Annotated in this window: 14 protein-coding genes; 2 read left to right on the top strand and 12 right to left on the bottom strand. The window is 41.8% G+C overall.

Features of this window, described 5'->3' with window-relative positions:
* Positions 1-86 precede the first annotated feature (86 nt).
* On the top strand, positions 87-1247 hold the full coding sequence (locus tag ACTQ5J_RS07615; protein WP_441752039.1) for an ROK family protein: 1161 nt from the start codon (positions 87-89) through the stop codon (positions 1245-1247).
* Positions 1248-1929: 682 nt separating this feature from the next.
* Here ACTQ5J_RS07615 and ACTQ5J_RS07610 read toward each other — a convergent pair.
* Genes ACTQ5J_RS07610 through ACTQ5J_RS07600 form a run of 3 tightly spaced genes read right to left on the bottom strand, consistent with a single transcriptional unit; the run spans position 1930 to position 4707 of the window.
* Entirely contained in the window at positions 1930-3210 is a 1281-nt protein-coding gene (locus ACTQ5J_RS07610) for an NAD(P)H-dependent oxidoreductase (protein ID WP_441752037.1), read from the bottom strand.
* 15 nt (positions 3211-3225) lie between these two features.
* Positions 3226-3834 (bottom strand): NADPH-dependent FMN reductase, encoded by a 609-nt coding sequence (locus ACTQ5J_RS07605; RefSeq protein ID WP_441752035.1) that lies wholly within the window; start codon positions 3832-3834, stop codon positions 3226-3228.
* Entirely contained in the window at positions 3835-4707 is an 873-nt protein-coding gene (locus tag ACTQ5J_RS07600) for a helix-turn-helix domain-containing protein (RefSeq protein WP_441752033.1), read from the bottom strand.
* Between the two features lie 631 nt (positions 4708-5338).
* On the opposite strand from ACTQ5J_RS07600, the gene ACTQ5J_RS07595 reads away from it, so the two are divergent.
* Positions 5339-6283, top strand: a complete 945-nt coding sequence (locus tag ACTQ5J_RS07595; RefSeq protein WP_441752031.1) for an NAD(P)H-dependent flavin oxidoreductase — start codon at positions 5339-5341, stop codon at positions 6281-6283.
* A gap of 244 nt (positions 6284-6527) precedes the next feature.
* Here ACTQ5J_RS07595 and ACTQ5J_RS07590 read toward each other — a convergent pair whose 3' ends face one another.
* The 9 genes from ACTQ5J_RS07590 to ACTQ5J_RS07550 all read right to left on the bottom strand — a co-directional run bounded on the left by ACTQ5J_RS07590 (position 6528) and on the right by ACTQ5J_RS07550 (position 16016).
* Entirely contained in the window at positions 6528-7709 is a 1182-nt protein-coding gene (locus ACTQ5J_RS07590) for a GGDEF domain-containing protein (RefSeq protein ID WP_441752029.1), read from the bottom strand.
* A gap of 137 nt (positions 7710-7846) precedes the next feature.
* The gene (locus ACTQ5J_RS07585; protein WP_441752028.1) at positions 7847-8566 is read right to left on the bottom strand and encodes an EAL domain-containing protein; all 720 of its coding nucleotides are present in this window, start codon (positions 8564-8566) and stop codon (positions 7847-7849) included.
* A 244-nt stretch (positions 8567-8810) separates the two neighbouring features.
* Positions 8811-9659, bottom strand: a complete 849-nt coding sequence (locus ACTQ5J_RS07580) for a Cof-type HAD-IIB family hydrolase (RefSeq protein WP_441752026.1) — start codon at positions 9657-9659, stop codon at positions 8811-8813.
* A gap of 1425 nt (positions 9660-11084) precedes the next feature.
* A complete protein-coding gene (locus ACTQ5J_RS07575) occupies positions 11085-11339 on the bottom strand; it encodes a hypothetical protein (protein WP_441752024.1) in 255 nt (84 codons plus the stop codon).
* A gap of 201 nt (positions 11340-11540) precedes the next feature.
* Complete coding sequence (locus ACTQ5J_RS07570; protein WP_441752022.1) at positions 11541-12257, bottom strand: EAL domain-containing protein; 717 nt, start codon at positions 12255-12257, stop codon at positions 11541-11543.
* Positions 12258-12359: 102 nt separating this feature from the next.
* Positions 12360-13409 (bottom strand): GGDEF domain-containing protein, encoded by a 1050-nt coding sequence (locus ACTQ5J_RS07565; protein ID WP_441752020.1) that lies wholly within the window; start codon positions 13407-13409, stop codon positions 12360-12362.
* A gap of 34 nt (positions 13410-13443) precedes the next feature.
* Positions 13444-14232 (bottom strand): hypothetical protein, encoded by a 789-nt coding sequence (locus tag ACTQ5J_RS07560; RefSeq protein WP_441752019.1) that lies wholly within the window; start codon positions 14230-14232, stop codon positions 13444-13446.
* A gap of 378 nt (positions 14233-14610) precedes the next feature.
* Positions 14611-15279: a DUF4956 domain-containing protein gene (locus ACTQ5J_RS07555; protein WP_441752017.1), complete on the bottom strand. Its 669-nt coding sequence runs from the start codon at positions 15277-15279 to the stop codon at positions 14611-14613.
* The gene (locus ACTQ5J_RS07550; RefSeq protein ID WP_441752015.1) at positions 15279-16016 is read right to left on the bottom strand and encodes a polyphosphate polymerase domain-containing protein; all 738 of its coding nucleotides are present in this window, start codon (positions 16014-16016) and stop codon (positions 15279-15281) included. Before ACTQ5J_RS07550 ends, ACTQ5J_RS07555 begins: the two co-directional genes overlap by 1 nt.
* Positions 16017-16020: the final 4 nt, after the last annotated feature.

Raw genomic sequence — 16020 nt, 5'->3', positions numbered from 1 at the left:
CGGTTTGTCAATACTTTTTACAAACTGATTGCTATTCTTTTAAAAATGTTTTATGCTAACAACATGAAGAAAGTTAGGTGTAGATTATGGAGATGACAAACACAAGTAATCGCGACGCAAATGAGATTAGACTACTAAACTCGATTATTGAGCATCAACCAATCTCGCGTGCGAATTTAGCAAAACTAAATGCCTTAAACAAAACAACGACCTCAGCCGTAGTTAATAACTTAATAGAAGAACAGCTCGTCTTTGAATCTGGCATCGGCTCGTCTACTTTTACGGGAGGACGTAAACCAATTCTATTGGAATTTAACCCTAAAACAGCGGTTGCCATTTCAATCGAACTTGGTCAGAATTATATTCAATCTTGTTTGGCTTATTTAAATGGCGAGATAATCCACTATCAGGAAGAAAAAACGGCTTTAATTGAAAGTGATACTATAGTAGATACTTTAAAAGGTCTCATCAATCAACATTTGGGCCATCTGCCTGAAACGCCCAATGGCTTAGTTGGAATTACAGTCGGAATTCACGGAGTGACGTTAAATAATCAGATCACATTTTCCCCCTTCTATGATTTCACTGAGCTTGATATTCACGGCTGTCTACAGTCAACTTACCAATGTCCGGTCTACTTAGAGAATGAGGCGAACTTATCGGCAATTGGTGAATATACTTTTGTGACTGATCAAGATCGGATTATTAATGTCAACATTAAAAGTGGGATTGGTGCTGGTGTGATTCAGTTCGGAAAATTAATGACTGGTACGCATGGTCGCTTTGGAGAAATTGGCCATACGATTCTATTTCCAGGTGGTCGTCCGTGTCCTTGTGGCAATCTCGGCTGCCTCGAGCGTTATGCATCTTCGAAAGCTTTGTTTCGAAGTATCAAAGAAAGAATGGACATTGATTTCATTGAAGTGGATGAGCTGATTAAGTTGTGGCATCAAGGTGATCCGATTATTACCGAGGAAGTCACTCAATTCATCGACTATTTAAGTGTCGGCATCAATAATTTAATTTCATCTTATGATCCGGATGAAGTGATTATTAACGGAATGATTTTCAACCGCATTCCAGCTTTGTTGGACTTATTGACGGCCAAACTTAATCGTCGAATTGCACAAGATACCAAACTATCCGTCAGTCGTTTGACGGATATGGCGACTATCTACGGTGGGATTGCGGTTGTTGGTTCACGTTATTTAAATATTGAGGATTTGAAGTTACAGGGTGACCATTAGATTCTGGGGCTGGTTCTTGGCGCTGAGGCTTGGGCTTGTTTTGGAGCTGGGTCTCGGTAATCCGGGGTGTTTGGGACTTCGAGGTGTTGCTGGATTTAGCTAGGCTCTGTGAAACAGAACAGTTAAGGGATCATGAGCAGTTGTGAATTCTGACTTAGTCTGTCAGGCAGGCTAAGTCAATTTTCTAAGCTTGATCCATGCCGCGAAGAAGCATGGCCTCTCGCCGATGGTCTGATGATACCGGCTAGTGAGGCTCGACCACTAGCCGGTGTTTTGATAATATCGGCTAGTGAGGCTCGGTTAGATAGGGACTTTTCTTATAAGTAACAGGCGGTGTCATCTCCCTTTGGTCAACAACGATTATATTAGAGCAGTGAGACCATATAGTCGTACCGGCGTTCTAACCGGCTCACCTTACGGTTCTCTTAATACTCGTAACACATCAGCCTTCTAAAAGCTTATTGATTGCTCAGGCAGTCTCAATAACAATCTACCGACATGCTAGTCGTTTTTCGGAGATCAGCTCACATCAATCCCATTCCAATCAAGAAAATCAAAAGCAATCATATTCTCTGATCACTGTGAACACACATGAAAAAGCGCCCACTCTCCAAAAGGAGGTTGGGCGCTTTTTCTACTTAATTTATTTCGCGGAAGCTAAATATAATCGATCGACTGAACATTATTCTGAAACACTGGCGCTTGAAACAGCATCCGCGTTTTGTTTAGCTTCGACAGCTGTGACCGTTGCTGGTGCAGCTGGTTCGTCGTGGACTGAAGCACTTGATGTTGCGTCTGGAGCGGCTGCTGCTTGAGATGCACCTGAAACTGCATCAGCTTTTTTACCGCCAACTAATTCTTGACCAGTTTGTTTCAAGTACCATTCGATAGTTGGTTTCAAGTCCATGATGTATTCGTTGATTCCCATGTAGTTGCCGTCAGCGTCGCGCATTGCTTGGTAGTTGTGAACAACATATTTGTCAGGACCGTGTGTTGGTACGTGAACTTGTACGATGTCTTGTTTACCTGAACGTAATTGGCTGATTACCCAAGAAACGTTTTTAAATGTTCTTGGTGGATGGCATTTCGCTAGTGGGTTACCAACTTGTCCTGGTACACGTTTTGCTAACATTTCGTCTGAATCTTTATGACGATTGTAGTATAAGAATTGGTTGTTGTAGTCTGCGAATGTTAATTCCATTGGCATTGAGTTTAAGAAGTAGTTTAATTGATCAACTGTTAAAAGACCACGGTCTAATTTAACGTAGGTGCTACCTTCTGCTGCGCCAACTTGTTCAGCTGCTAATTCTAACCAATTGTCTGCTTGCATATCGATACCATCAACGGTTGTATCAATCGTTCCTGTTGCCCATAAATCTTCCACTGGTGCTGCCTCCTTAGGTATTGCGGGTTTTTCTAAGACTGAAACTACTTCAATAAAGCGTGTAAATTTGTCTAAACATAAGCCTAAGAAACCTTGGGTCCCTTGATCTTTTAAGTTACCTTCGTCGTCAAAGGCTTCTTTAACGTTACCTAATAAGAATTCGTTACCAGGTAAAACAATCGCGTTAACGCCTGGCGAATCCAGGATTTGGCGTAAGTCTAATTGTGCACGTGACGAACCTTGTTTAAAGTAAGAAGCACCAATGATCATAACCGGCTTATTTTCGAACGGATGTATTTTGAAAGAAAGCCATTCGATAACGCTTTTCAATGCTGCGGGAATTGTATGGTTGTGTTCTGGTGTCGCGATAATCACACCGTCGGCTGCTTTGATTTTAGCGGCTAAATCTTGAATCACAGGTGTATTGGTTTGGTCATCTGATTGATTAAATAATGGCACATCTTTAATTTCGACTACCTCTAATTCAAACTTACCATTAAATTGCTTCGCGATATATTGTAATAATGTGCGGTTATACGATTGTTCAGCGTTTGATCCTACTAGTCCTACTAATTTCATATGTGGTCGCTCCCTCTATTTATTGTCCCAAGAAAAGTTTTCAGCGTGTGCTTTATTAGCAGCATGTGCGTGGTTTAATTGCTTCATGATCTCGATAAATTGTAGGAAATCTGCGAATAAACCTTCAAGTAATTCAACGTTTTCAGCGTCAACTAAGTTGCCATTGGCGTCGAAAGCTTGTAAAGAATGGCTTAACAAGAATTCTGAACTTGGCATAATGCGTGCTTTTAATTCAGGTGAATCGAGCATTTGGCGTAAATGTTGTTGCGCACGAGACGAACCTAAAGTGCCGTATGAAGCACCTGTGATCATGACTGGTTTGTCGACGAAAGGTACCACGCCATATGATAACCAATTTAATGCGCTGATTAAAGCCGCTGGAGCTGAGTGGTCATATTCAGGAGTACTGATGATGACACCATCGGCAGCTTCAATTTTTTCTGCCAAGTCGCGCACACTTTGCGGTAAGACTTTATCGGCTGGTTTGTCGAACAGTGGCAAGTCTTTGATTTCCACCACTTCGATTTCTGCTTGAGTTGAAAAATGTGATGCCATGTATTGTAATAAGTTGCGGTTCGTTGATTTATCTGAGTTTGTTCCCACAAGTGCGATTAAATGTACCATTTATAATTCCTCCTGTTTAACTGTTTTTTCCATTTTCTTCAATTCGGTTAAAGCGACTGTATTGCGATTAATTTTCGAGTATGCTCTGGCATCGTAAATTAATTCAAGAATCTGACTGCGCTCTGCCTGCTGCTTGATCGCATTCTTGGCCAATTGAATCGCGGCCCGCGCTAAGTAATATGTCACGTGATTATCAGAACAAATGTTAATCGCGAAATGACAGAGTGCGTCACTTATCTCGATTTCATTGACTTCTGAGTAAAAGACAGAAGATTGGAAGACTACGTGTAAGACACGCCAAGTATCTTCGATTGTCTGGTGTGGATAGTTGTAAATTCGTTCCATAACTTTATGGAAGTAAAATTCTGCCTTATCTTGATCGTCCTCGCCCATATAAATCATGCCAATGCCCGTGTAAGCGAGCATGTGAAAAATTTCCGATTGCTCAGTCAAGGGCGCCGTAATAATTTGATCGAAAACGAACATGATATCCATCGTCGGCGCCTGATTATACATAAGTAGAAAGCCCTCAAGATAGTGATAGCGTAATTTCAATAATTGATCTTTTTCTAGCGCATGCACGTCCAATGTCTTCAGCAGCTGACTCGCTTGCTCGAATTCACTCGTGATTAGCCAAAACTCTATTTGGTTCATTTTTTCAATAGCTTCTGGATTCTTGACGCCAATTTTTGGAAACAAATCGCCTAGCGACAAGTTCAATCGATTGCAAAGCTTCATCAGAATTTTCAGATTAGGTACCTGGCCATTATTCTCAAAGCGACTCAAGGTGGCCTGCGTACAAATGCCTTCACAAAGCTCACTTTGGGCCAAACCCAGTTGCTTTCGCGCCTCTATAAAACGGTCAATATTCACCTTGCTCCCTCTCCCCCTGTCTTTCTCCTAGGTATCACGTCACCATTTGTGTTTGTTTTCACATTAGTTTATATTTAGAGTATACACTCGATATATAAAGCTGTCAAGACACTTATATAATTTATTATATATTATTTTATATAAAATTCCGGCCAAAATATTGCTGATAATCATTCGGTGTTTATTGCATGCTAGGCTGCTGATTAATATTATGAAAAATACTGGCTAAGTCACTTAAAATATCATGGTGGCTGGTGATCTACGATATCAGCTTTTAATGACAAGTCGTCTTAGCAATATCCCTTCCAAATTTCAAATCAGCACCTACTTGTCAACAGACAAAGCTAGCAGCCACTGGATTCCAGCCGATCAAATAAAATATTAGTCTTATTTAATTGCCGTGAACGACTAAAGAATGACTGCGCCGGTCTTAGTTGTTCAATAGTAGCAATCACCCTCTTTGCCGCGCCTAAGCTAGTCTCTCGCTCCGTCATCCCTACTTTTCCCCACTTCCTTCAATTAATATCTCCATAAGTTTTACTAATCGGTGTCAGCTTGTAATTTTCTAAATGGTATCTTACAATTAAATTGTGAAGTAATTAACAAACTAAATTTTGGAGGAGAAAGAATGATGATGAAACTAACTGAGTTATTGGGCATCGAGTATCCGATTTTCTGTGGAGCGATGGGTGGCGTGTCGCGGCCTGAATTAGTGGGGGCAGTTTCTGAAGCTGGCGGAATGGGTATCCTAGCAACGGCTGGTTCAAAACCTGAGCAAGTACGTGCGGATATCCGTCAAATCAGAGAATTAACCGACAAACCATTTGGCGCTAACGTAGCAATTATGACCGGGAATGCAGATGCCTTGATCGATGTGATGTTAGAAGAAGGAATTAAATTCTTTACCACTGGGGCAGGCGACCCCCTACCATATTTCGACAAAATTCATGCAGCTAGAGCCAAGGTTTTCCCAGTCGTACCTTCAGCGCGAGTCGCTAAAAAAATGGAAGATAACGGAGCTGACGGTGTTGTCGTAGAAGGGATGGAAGCTGGCGGGCATATTGGAACGGCAACAACCATGACCTTAACGCGTCAAGCAGCGGCAATTGTCACCACAATTCCGGTCATTGCAGCTGGTGGAATTGCGGATGGTCATGGGATTGTCGCAGCCTATGCGCTTGGAGCGGCTGGCGTTCAAGTTGGGACGGCTTTTGTGGCTTCAATTGAAGCACCCATTCATGATAATTACAAACAAGCTTTAGTCGATGCCAACGATACCGCAACGGTCGTTTCTGGTAGCAAAACGCGTGGTCCGATGCGGATGACGAAAAATGCAGCCACCATTAAACATGTCGAATTGGATGAGGATCCAAGCGTTGATTTAGATGCACTGGAAGCATACACAATTCCATCTTTAGTGAGAGCAGCTCGTGACGGCGATACAACCAATGAAATTGTAACTTTCGGCCAGATTGCTGGACTGATCACAGAAGTCCGACCAGTCAAAGAAATTATCGAAACGATGTTTGCTGAAGCGAATGACGTGATCGAATCGCTTGCCGCTTTTAGAAGATAAGCAATTATTTTTACGACGTTTGAGGCTAAAGACAAACCAGAGCAACTTATCATGCTAACTTTAGATAGCAATAAACACTCAAAAGTATTCAGTTTTTAGCCTGACTAAGAAACTAATGACAATAAAAAAGCCGCGACACTCAAACGAGTGCTGCGGTTTTTCTAATTAAATCTCTAACATTAAGGACTGACTATTCGAACTATTCGGTTTAGTCGGATTTCTTAGATCATTCTGATTATTCGAACTATTCAGTCGTCTCCGGCGATTGAAGTGATTGAGCTGTTAGTTTCGCTTGAATCACTTGGCTAACCTGGTCGACTTGCATGAGCAGGCCGTCGTTCGACGCTTCTTCTACTTTTACGTTCTCTATCGGCGGATACTGTGCCACTTTTACTTGGTTACGTCCATTATTCTTACTGAAGTAAAGGGCTTGGTCAGCGCGGCGATACGTATCCACCGGTGTTTCCGACAAGACACGATGAGCTAGGCCAATCGAAACCGTCGGTTGCGTAATCGCTTGATTAACGAAACCTAAGTAAGGTGTTTTCTCAAAGATTTCTCGAAGCTCGTAGACAAGTTCCTCAGCTTCCTCTTGGCTCTTACCCGTCATGATCAAGGCAAATTCCTCGCCTCCCACCCGGTAGGCATTAGTTTTCAGGCTAATCCGTGCTGTCAATAATTCGGTGAATTTCTGGAGGACCATGTCGCCAACTTCATGGCCAAAAGTATCGTTATATAATTTAAAATGATCAATATCAAGCAAAGCAATCGAGAGGTCCTTTTCAACAGATTCCAGAATCCCAAGATCTTCTTGAAAACGTCGTTGATTATTCAGACTCGTCAAGCAATCATTATTGATCAGCTTGACCATTTTCGTCAAATCTTTGATAATCGCCACACAGAAAAACAATAATAGGAAATTTGCTAACCAAAGTAGAATAATCAGCTGCAATGAGTGCATCACATCTTTAATTAAAATCAGTAATGATATGGAAGTTGTTAAAGTACCATTTGCCAATAAAATAGCCAACTGGGTCGATTCTGAAAAACGTGTTTTCATATATTGAGCTAACAATGGCAAAGAAATCAATAAGTAGACTCCATTCGCTAAATTAAGCAGTGAGACATTATTCTGACCCCACATAAACCGCGCTAATGTTAGAAAAATTAAACTGCTTATGGCCGTCTTTAAATCGAAATATTTAAAAGCAATCGCGAACAACAAGCCCCGAAAATCGAGTCGAATCTCATAAATCGTTATTGAAAATATCATCTGACTAATGCCCACAATTGAAAGTCCCAGCGTATACATCAAGTAATGAGTCCAAGATGGGTCACGGTAATTGGTACTTGATCGATTAACCGAGAAATAGAAATAAATAGCAACTAACATAATACCTACATTGATAAATAAATTTACTAGCATATGGCTCCTCACACCCTCCATTACAGTGTCTTGTCATAATTATACCAGTTTCTAAGTAGGACACAAGCACAGTTCAAGTTCATTTTAATTCCCGAATATAAAAAAAAACCGCGCAGCGGCTTTCTCAAAATTGGGAGCTAAATTTCTTGAATCGGTTTCGACCAAAAAAAACCTTGTTGAAAAATAATGCCGCGCGAAGTCATGATGTCCGCGGTTGTTTGATTTTCGATTCCTTCAATGACCAAGTCAACCTTAGCATCTTTAGCAATTCGCACCCAAATGTCAACGTATAAGCCAACTGTAATTGGGTCTAAATGCTGTAGGTGTAAGAGCGAAATTTTAACCATATCGACGAGGTGGATATTCTTCGTGACGAAACTAATCGAATGTTGACCATTGCCAACGTCGTCGAAAGCTAGTGGCATACCCAATTCGCGGATGTAAGCCATCGATTCAAAGAATAAACGTTTGTGTTCGAGGTTCGACACTTGATAAAATTCGGTCATTTCAATCGCGATGCGTTTCTTAAATTGACTGAGAACTTTTAATAATTCCCACGTCGATGTGTATTGCATTTGTTGTAAGTCGACATTCAAATTAAAGATGACTTCTGGATACTTGCTTAAATAATACGTGATCTTATTTCCATACCATTGATTGAGTAATTTACAAGCTTCTTCAGTGCGTGTTAATTCATTAAAAATCTCAAATGGGAAAAAGTCTCCATCCGCGTAACGCAATAGTATTTCGTAACTCTTAATAACCGCTCCACTACCAGTTATTTCCCAAATCGGTTGAAAAGCTAGACTTAGGTTCTGTACTTTTTTGCTAATTGACTGAATTGTCTTTTCTTCCAATTAATATCCAACCTTCTCTTGTTGATTTTCGCTAATATTCCCCACAAAACATTATGTAATTGTATCGTTTTAATTATAGATTAACAAGTTTTTTATTAAAACTTTAAGACCTTATCATTTTTTGTTACAAAGCCCAGTGGACAAGCGCCATTTCGGAATTTTTATCCGCTGAACCAAATAAAAAACACGTACTAAAGACGTGTTTTCTGAACGCTACTTTTAATTGCTCGACTATTTCAACTATCTATTTGGACAAACCAAAACGCTCAATCAGATAGTGTGCCAAACCGTCCTCGTCATTCGTCAATTCTGTTTGGTCGTTGGCGACAGCTTGAAGCGCTTGGTTGCCATTGCGCATCATAACGCCCGTTCCCGCATAGTCCAACATATCAAGGTCGTTCAGTTCGTCCCCAAAAGCTAAGACGTTCGACGCCGAAATTCCGTAATATTTCGCAATCGTATCGACTCCAATTGCTTTATGGACGCCTTGTCGCACAACTTCTAGGACCGGCGCTTCCCCACCCCAAGTATGAATGTCAACATAGTCGCCAAATGAGCGTTGAATATTCTTCTGAATCTCACTTTGTCGCTCGCGCTGACTCAACAAAAGTAGTGCCGTCGGATCCGCGAAAGTTGCATCATTCGACAGAATCGCTCGCTCGTCTAAACGCATCCAATCATAAATTCCTATTGTCTGGGAGCCATCGCGTGCCATTTCATTGTCACCAAACGTTAAGCGGCGCGAATATAATTGATCCTGGCCTTCAACCAACATCAAATCGATCGCCAAATCGTTCTGCTGTGCCAGTAATTCCAAAGCTATTTCACGCGTCAACCCTTGATGGTAACGCCCGGTCCAAGCCGTCTGTCCTGGAAAATGACACAACGCACCATTAAAATTGACCATTGGACGTCGAATTCCCAACTCTTGATAAATCGACGCACTACTTCGATAAGGTCGCCCGGTCGCAATCGACACCACATGCCCTTGCTTATTCAATTCACGCAAAGTCCGAACCGTTAAAGGACTCAACTTAGACTCATTATTCAAAGTTGTTCCATCCAAATCAATCGCAATCAACTGACGCTGCATCTAAAACTCCCCTTTTTCTAAAGCATTTCAATCATTATACCAGAAATATACCTCATCAAGATATCTATTTTTTGCTGGTGCATGCCTGCACTGAGTCTATGCAAGGTCTGATGCTTTTTAGGCAGAATATAACATAATACTGTGACTAATCCTTAGAAATCCAGTGTCACGACGTGAGCGACAACGAATACCAGCCACAATTCGGCGTCGCTCAAGGTGCCACACCGGAATTAGTGGTTTTAGCGAAGCATCAACCAATGCGACAGCAATTACACGTAAGCCACGTAAATTTTGATTTGATTTTTCACGTCCCGAGGTTAGCCACGTGAATTTTCACTCGCCATTCGGTGTCGCGCAAATCGCCACACTGGTTTTAGTCTCATTTCTTTAGTTTATACTCAATAAAACGCGAGATTCGTTGATAAAACGGCCTTCTTTGAGAAATCTAGCGAGTTTTCCGGTGTCATGATTGGAGCCACACCGAAAGCAACGCGCCATTCGGTGTCGTACAAATCACCACACCGGTTTTAGTCTCATTCCTTTCTACTAATAGTTTAGTCTTCTGACATTTTATTAGTAGATACTTCACTATCACGGGCTTACTCGCTCAAGGTGCTACACCGGAATTAGTGGGATTAGCGAGGGCTGGCAGGTGAGTATGCAGACTCGATAACACAACGTCATGAGAAATCCACGTGGCGATAGACGCCCTTCATTTCATTCACGTTCAGTCAACCAGATATCTATATAAGGTTGGACGAACGTGCATTTCGACATAATACACTGACGGTGATTCGAGTCGAGGTAGATGATAGTGGGTTTGAGGGACAAGTGCTTTTAGAAGTCGATTTAAGAGCTCTAATGCAGCGTCACGCTAAACTGAAAACACCGTGCTTGAAGTACAGTCATCACTTCCTCAATTCTACCATCAAGCCCAGCGGAGTCGTTCACCTGAGGTTCACGACGATTAAATAAAGAACAAGTGGTCCTTCTATAATCGTCGCGACTCGAAGAGATGCGACTCCTTTTGCACTTCAAAGCTAGTGCCTTTAATATTGAGTCGAGAATAATAAAGTTACTTGACAAAGCCTATTGATAGCCTGAAGTTTCCTCATCCGCGCCTCACAGCCGTCAAGCCTGCAGTTCAGCCATCAAAAACAGTGGTGTCATTCACCTGAGGTTCACGACGATTTGATAAAGAACCCGTGCCTCTGCTGAAATCGTGCGGATCAAAGAGATACGACTCATTTTTTACTTCAAAGCCAGTCACCCTTCCAAAAGCATGGCGAATTAAAGAGAAGCGACTAGTTTATAGAAATACAGACCTATCTCAATCAGCTCTTACAACGTTTCTAAGTCCGTGAAGTCAAATGCAATTCCTTAACAAACAAAAAAACCACCTAACTTAATAGACGGTATCGCAATTTAAAAAAAGCTGGAAATAAATAATCCGAGCGTGGCCACCCCAATGGCAAATGACACCAGGACCATGCCTTCAAAGCGTTTATTTTCTTGGTATTCACGCCAAGAGTTCCACAATTGGTTAATTCCTACTAGCAATAATAAAACTAGACCGAATGTCCGGATCTCAATTAAATCAAACCACATCGCAAGATAATTCACCGCAATGGCGCCTGAAAAAAGATAGCTAGTCCATTCTCCTAATGTTTTTTCCTTCAAAGAAACCGCCTCCATTTATAGAAGAAGTTTATCATATTTAAAGAAATCTTGATAGATGGCTTGCTAAATCTAGGCCTTAATTTTCGTCAAGCATTCAGAGGGCGACTAAAAGCTGGGCGCAAATATAAAAAGCTCCAACGAGGTTTTTCTTTCACCGTTAGAGCGTATCAGTCTTATTTAGTTATAAAGAGCTAGAATGTTTTAAAGGTCGATTTTTTCGGCCCAGTAGTAGCCTTGTTGCCATTCGATGCCGTTGGCAAATAGGTAGTCGGCGACGGTTTGGTTTTCGACTCCTTCGACGACGATGCGTAGGCCGTAGGAGTCCGCGAAAACTCGCCAGGCAATGATAAAGTGTTTCAGGACGTCAGGGGAAATCCGTCGAAAATTATGAATCGAGAATTTGAGGGTCGAGACGCCTGTCATTCGGCCAGCGATCAATTCCAGCGTGTTGATGCCTGAGCCAACATCGTCTAAACTTATGCGGTAACCGAGCTTTTGAATAGCTTTAATCTGATTGCACAGGCTGTGGTCATCACTCGTTTCGGTACAGGATTGTTGAAATGGTTTTTCAGTCATTTCAATTTGAATCCGGTCCTTCCATTCTAACAAGCTTTCTAAAAAGACCCAAGTCGAGGGATGTGTGAGTTGTTGCGGGTGAATGTTAATGTCGAAGCGATAGGTCGGATGTTTTTGGATAATCCGGATCATTTCTTCACTATACCATTCCAACAATTGGCGATTGCGATTTTCGCTCGAAATTAAGAAATCCATAAAGTCACCCGGGTAGCGGTGGTTGCGTTTGGTTCGCAATAAGACTTCAAATTCAGTCATTTCGGTTTCTCGTGTCGTAATTCGGCGAACAATCGGTTGATACACTAGATACAAATCGTTTCTTAATGACGCTAATTGACTCTGCATTCTAACACATCCCTTCTATAATTGTGATGATGTTTTTCGAACTCTTTCAATTTCTGAAAGATCAGGAATAAATGAATCCTCCAATTGGTACAATATGGCTACTTAGCCAATAATAATTTGGTTCTTACCATTGTGTTTAGCTGTATACATGGCTTGATCGGCGCGTTTAAAGGTATGGTTTAAATGCTCGTCGCGCCACTGATAGGCCACCCCAATTGAGGCGGTGACTGTAATCAGTTGTTCCCCGCCCATTGGAGAAGCAATGACTAAATCTTGGAGCCGGGTTTGAAAGGCTTGAGCAACTCTGTAGGCTACTTTGCCATTCTGATCTTTAACCAGCACGACGAACTCTTCTCCGCCATAACGGTAGGCACTATAATCTTTTCCGACGGCTTCTTTCAGCACTAGCGAAAATCTGCGAATCACTTCGTCGCCTACTAAGTGGCCATATAAATCGTTGTAACATTTGAAATCATCAATATCAATCATCACTAAAGCATATTTAGTATCGGATTTAGAATACTTCGATAAATCCTCTTGCAGGCGTCGGGAATTGTACAGGTCCGATAAGTTATCGATGATTGCTAAGTTTAAAAGTTTTCGAATATCAAGCATCACATAATGAATAATTAGAATAAAAACCGTCGAGGACAGCAGTGCAATTGAAAAAAACATGAAAGCCTTTTGCAAACTGCCCAGCGTATAAATATAAAAAGGTAGTAAACTGACCAAGTAAATATCATTGACGACCAACAACTGTCCCAGATCATTGAAATACTTTTTCGACCATTCAAGGAAGAATGGTAGGGTCAGTATCAGATACGCCGAAAAGATCAGATTCGATGTGATACTTAAATAACTACTAAAGAACAGTCGGCCGATCGCAACTATCGCGATGGTTGGAAGGGTGACTTTCAGCCCCAGATATGTGGCCATCAGAATGTACAGGATGACTCGAAAGTCAAACCGAAGCCCTAAAATCATTGGGGCCATTGCTAGCATAAAAAGACAAACAATTGTTTGAATTAAAATGTAAACAGCTAACTCCTTCGGGCCTTGTTTCTTAAGTGGGAAATCGTTATTATTTAATTTAATTAATATATATAAATCGACTAAAATTATTGCTAAGTTACCCAATATTCTAACTATCAAGTTCTCGCCTCGCTTTACTAGTCGCCGCCCATTGTTACTTAGCCAATCCACGTATCCCCTTTTCATCCACAATAATCGTGTATGGATAATGTCCGCCTGCAAAAGTTTCAACGACTAGATTGTGTCGCCCCTTGCCAAGCGTGGCTAGAAATGTCCGTGAAAGTGTTAATTGTCCTAAAGGAACGTCCGGTTGATAATCTTCTAAATAGGTCAAGGGAATCGGTTGGTTACCTGTTACTAAGTTAATGCGTTTCACATCGTGACCCGCAAACTCTACGGGAATCACGAGCGTACCTGCTTGGGCTTGGCTTGTTGTTTGGTTGATGTCGGCGGGTTCGCGGTCAGCGTCTGGTTGAGCGTTGATGTCTGGTTGACTGACGCGTTCGCTATCGGCGATGGTGTCATCGCTGGTGCCTTGGTCGGCGGCGACGCTTTCGCTGCTGACTTCTGCTTGACTGGTGTCTATAACAATTTCGCCACTGCTGATGTTGGGGCTGCCGTTACTGCTGGTGTCTGGCAAACTGCTGTCCGCTAGAATGAAGTCGCCAACAATTTTCACCTGTTGGTTCCAAGTTGCACCTTGCGTAAAACGCATGGTTAATGTGCCACCCTCACCCGCAAAGCCTGGGTACAAATAGACGCCGTCTTGATTGACTTCAAAGTCACGACCAGCAAGCAAGTCTTTTCCATTGTACAATAATTCGTCCAAATTCGCACCATTATAACTCAGCGTAATAAATAAATCTGCTTCAGCGTCAGTTAAGTAAGAGGTATTAAAGAATGTCCCATAAGCCGAATCACTATGCATCGATTGGCTAATCACATCGCCAAATTCCTCGAAACGCCAAGTCAAAGCCAGCCGGTCAAAGTGTTGGCCGTTGTCCCATAAGAACAAGCTGATGGGTTGGTAACGCGTTAACTGGTTAAGATGGCTGATGTATTTGTAAGTTTCACCGATTGGATTAACATCATCTGAACGATCATAGCCAAGTAAGTCATACTCACCAATAACAACACCGATCCCTTGATAGACAAAAGTCTGATTTAAACGTTGAATGAAATAGGGTTGTTCATGTCAAAGTTTCGGGTAGTATGAATAATTCAGGATTATGTATAATATTAACAATTGTTCAAAAATTCCGCATCCAAAAAGTACAATATTGTATTTCCGAAAGGGTTCAAGCGGGCGACCTGATCATTTTTATTGCGCAAATTCTCCGCTGTAGGTCACCAACGACACAGAATGGACCTGCGGGATGGCAGTCAATTTCTCGGTGAATTGGGTATTCTCGTCACTCATGTTGATTTCGACCGTCATTTCAGTCAGGCCATTCCGCGATATTTTCGAGCGCAACACCGACTTGAACATTTGCAGCACGGCATTCACAGCCGGGAACGCCTCATCATCATAGGAAATGACCAACAAATAGATGACATCCTTCCTTTTTAATTTGGTCATAAACATAAAAGCTAATCCAATGCACAGATTTCCCAACAAGACCATGACCCACAATCGGGCGCCTACCGTAATACCCGCTGCGACAGCCCAGAATAAAAAGATCAAGTCAATCGGATCTTTTATCGCTGTCCGGAACCGCACGATGGACAAAGCCCCCACCATCCCCAAGGACAGCGTGATGTTCGATGAAATCGTGGCAATGATCATAGCGGAAATGATCGTCATCATCGCAAGGGCCACATTGAAATTATGGCTGTAGATGACACCGATATAGCATTTTTTGTAAACAATATAGATGTATCCCGCCACCACCAGGGACAAGCCCAGCACTAAAAAAATCCCCGGAATGCTGATTTGAGTAGTTGAACCCTCCATAAAACTTTTTTTGAAAATATCAGAAAATGTCTCCATTAGTATCTTTCCTTTCTTAAAACACGTCTGGCTGGATTCCACTTTAATTGGACCATCCGACAATAGACATACTTTGAAATAGCTTCTTTTTTATGAGAATGAATCTGCAACGCATTCAAAATATAATCCGGAATATAGTCGTCATATTTTACTTCCAATATCAATGCGTCAGGCGGAAACGCCTGGACAATCGTCATTTTCGGATCGAAAATATCGGCGGTATCAATGCCCGCTTCCAGATTCTTATCGAAGGTGATCCGGACATTCCCTTCTTCGCACGTGAAGACTTCCCGCTGATAATCTACCACGACCGCGGGAGCCAATTGTCGCGTCCGGATATGCCAAAACATCTGTTGCGGCATTTCTTTTTCCGAATGCAAAAGGAAATCAATGTTGTCATTTTCGATGATGTGGTAGAACTGTTCTTTTGAAAGGGTCAGCGACTCTTTGGAAATCGTGTCGCTGTACTTTTCTTTGCGTTCCAGCTTAATGACATCATCTTGTTTATTGTAGATTCTGATGCGATATTTCTGTCGGAATTGGACCCCGCTCATTTTTTCGTTCAAAGCCGTATCATAGACATCATCAAAATAAAGGCTGCGGATATGATAGCCGTCTTTGCCGCTATTTTTGTCGTATGCCATGATCCCTTCAAGCCTGGCTTTTAGGTAGGTGTATTCATGATAGTTGATGTAGTATTTAAATTCATGCCGAAGTTGGTGCCCTTTATAATGCATATCT

This window comes from Fundicoccus sp. Sow4_F4 (assembly GCF_052116145.1).
Classification (GTDB): Bacteria; Bacillota; Bacilli; order Lactobacillales; family Aerococcaceae; genus Fundicoccus.
Note: the sequence above shows the minus strand (reverse complement) of the source record. Positions and strands in the feature narration are given on the sequence as shown.

What these genes read in the sequence shown, in the direction of transcription:
- ACTQ5J_RS07590 (WP_441752029.1), bottom strand. Translation starts at nt 7,709, where the DNA reads ATGCTAGTAAATTTATTTATCAATGTAGGTATTATGTTAGTTGCTATT.
- ACTQ5J_RS07615 (WP_441752039.1), top strand. Translation starts at nt 87, where the DNA reads ATGGAGATGACAAACACAAGTAATCGCGACGCAAATGAGATTAGACTA.
- ACTQ5J_RS07555 (WP_441752017.1), bottom strand. Translation starts at nt 15,279, where the DNA reads ATGGAGACATTTTCTGATATTTTCAAAAAAAGTTTTATGGAGGGTTCA.
- ACTQ5J_RS07610 (WP_441752037.1), bottom strand. Translation starts at nt 3,210, where the DNA reads ATGAAATTAGTAGGACTAGTAGGATCAAACGCTGAACAATCGTATAAC.
- ACTQ5J_RS07550 (WP_441752015.1), bottom strand. Translation starts at nt 16,016, where the DNA reads ATGCATTATAAAGGGCACCAACTTCGGCATGAATTTAAATACTACATC.
- ACTQ5J_RS07580 (WP_441752026.1), bottom strand. Translation starts at nt 9,659, where the DNA reads ATGCAGCGTCAGTTGATTGCGATTGATTTGGATGGAACAACTTTGAAT.
- ACTQ5J_RS07570 (WP_441752022.1), bottom strand. Translation starts at nt 12,257, where the DNA reads ATGCAGAGTCAATTAGCGTCATTAAGAAACGATTTGTATCTAGTGTAT.
- ACTQ5J_RS07605 (WP_441752035.1), bottom strand. Translation starts at nt 3,834, where the DNA reads ATGGTACATTTAATCGCACTTGTGGGAACAAACTCAGATAAATCAACG.
- ACTQ5J_RS07595 (WP_441752031.1), top strand. Translation starts at nt 5,339, where the DNA reads ATGATGAAACTAACTGAGTTATTGGGCATCGAGTATCCGATTTTCTGT.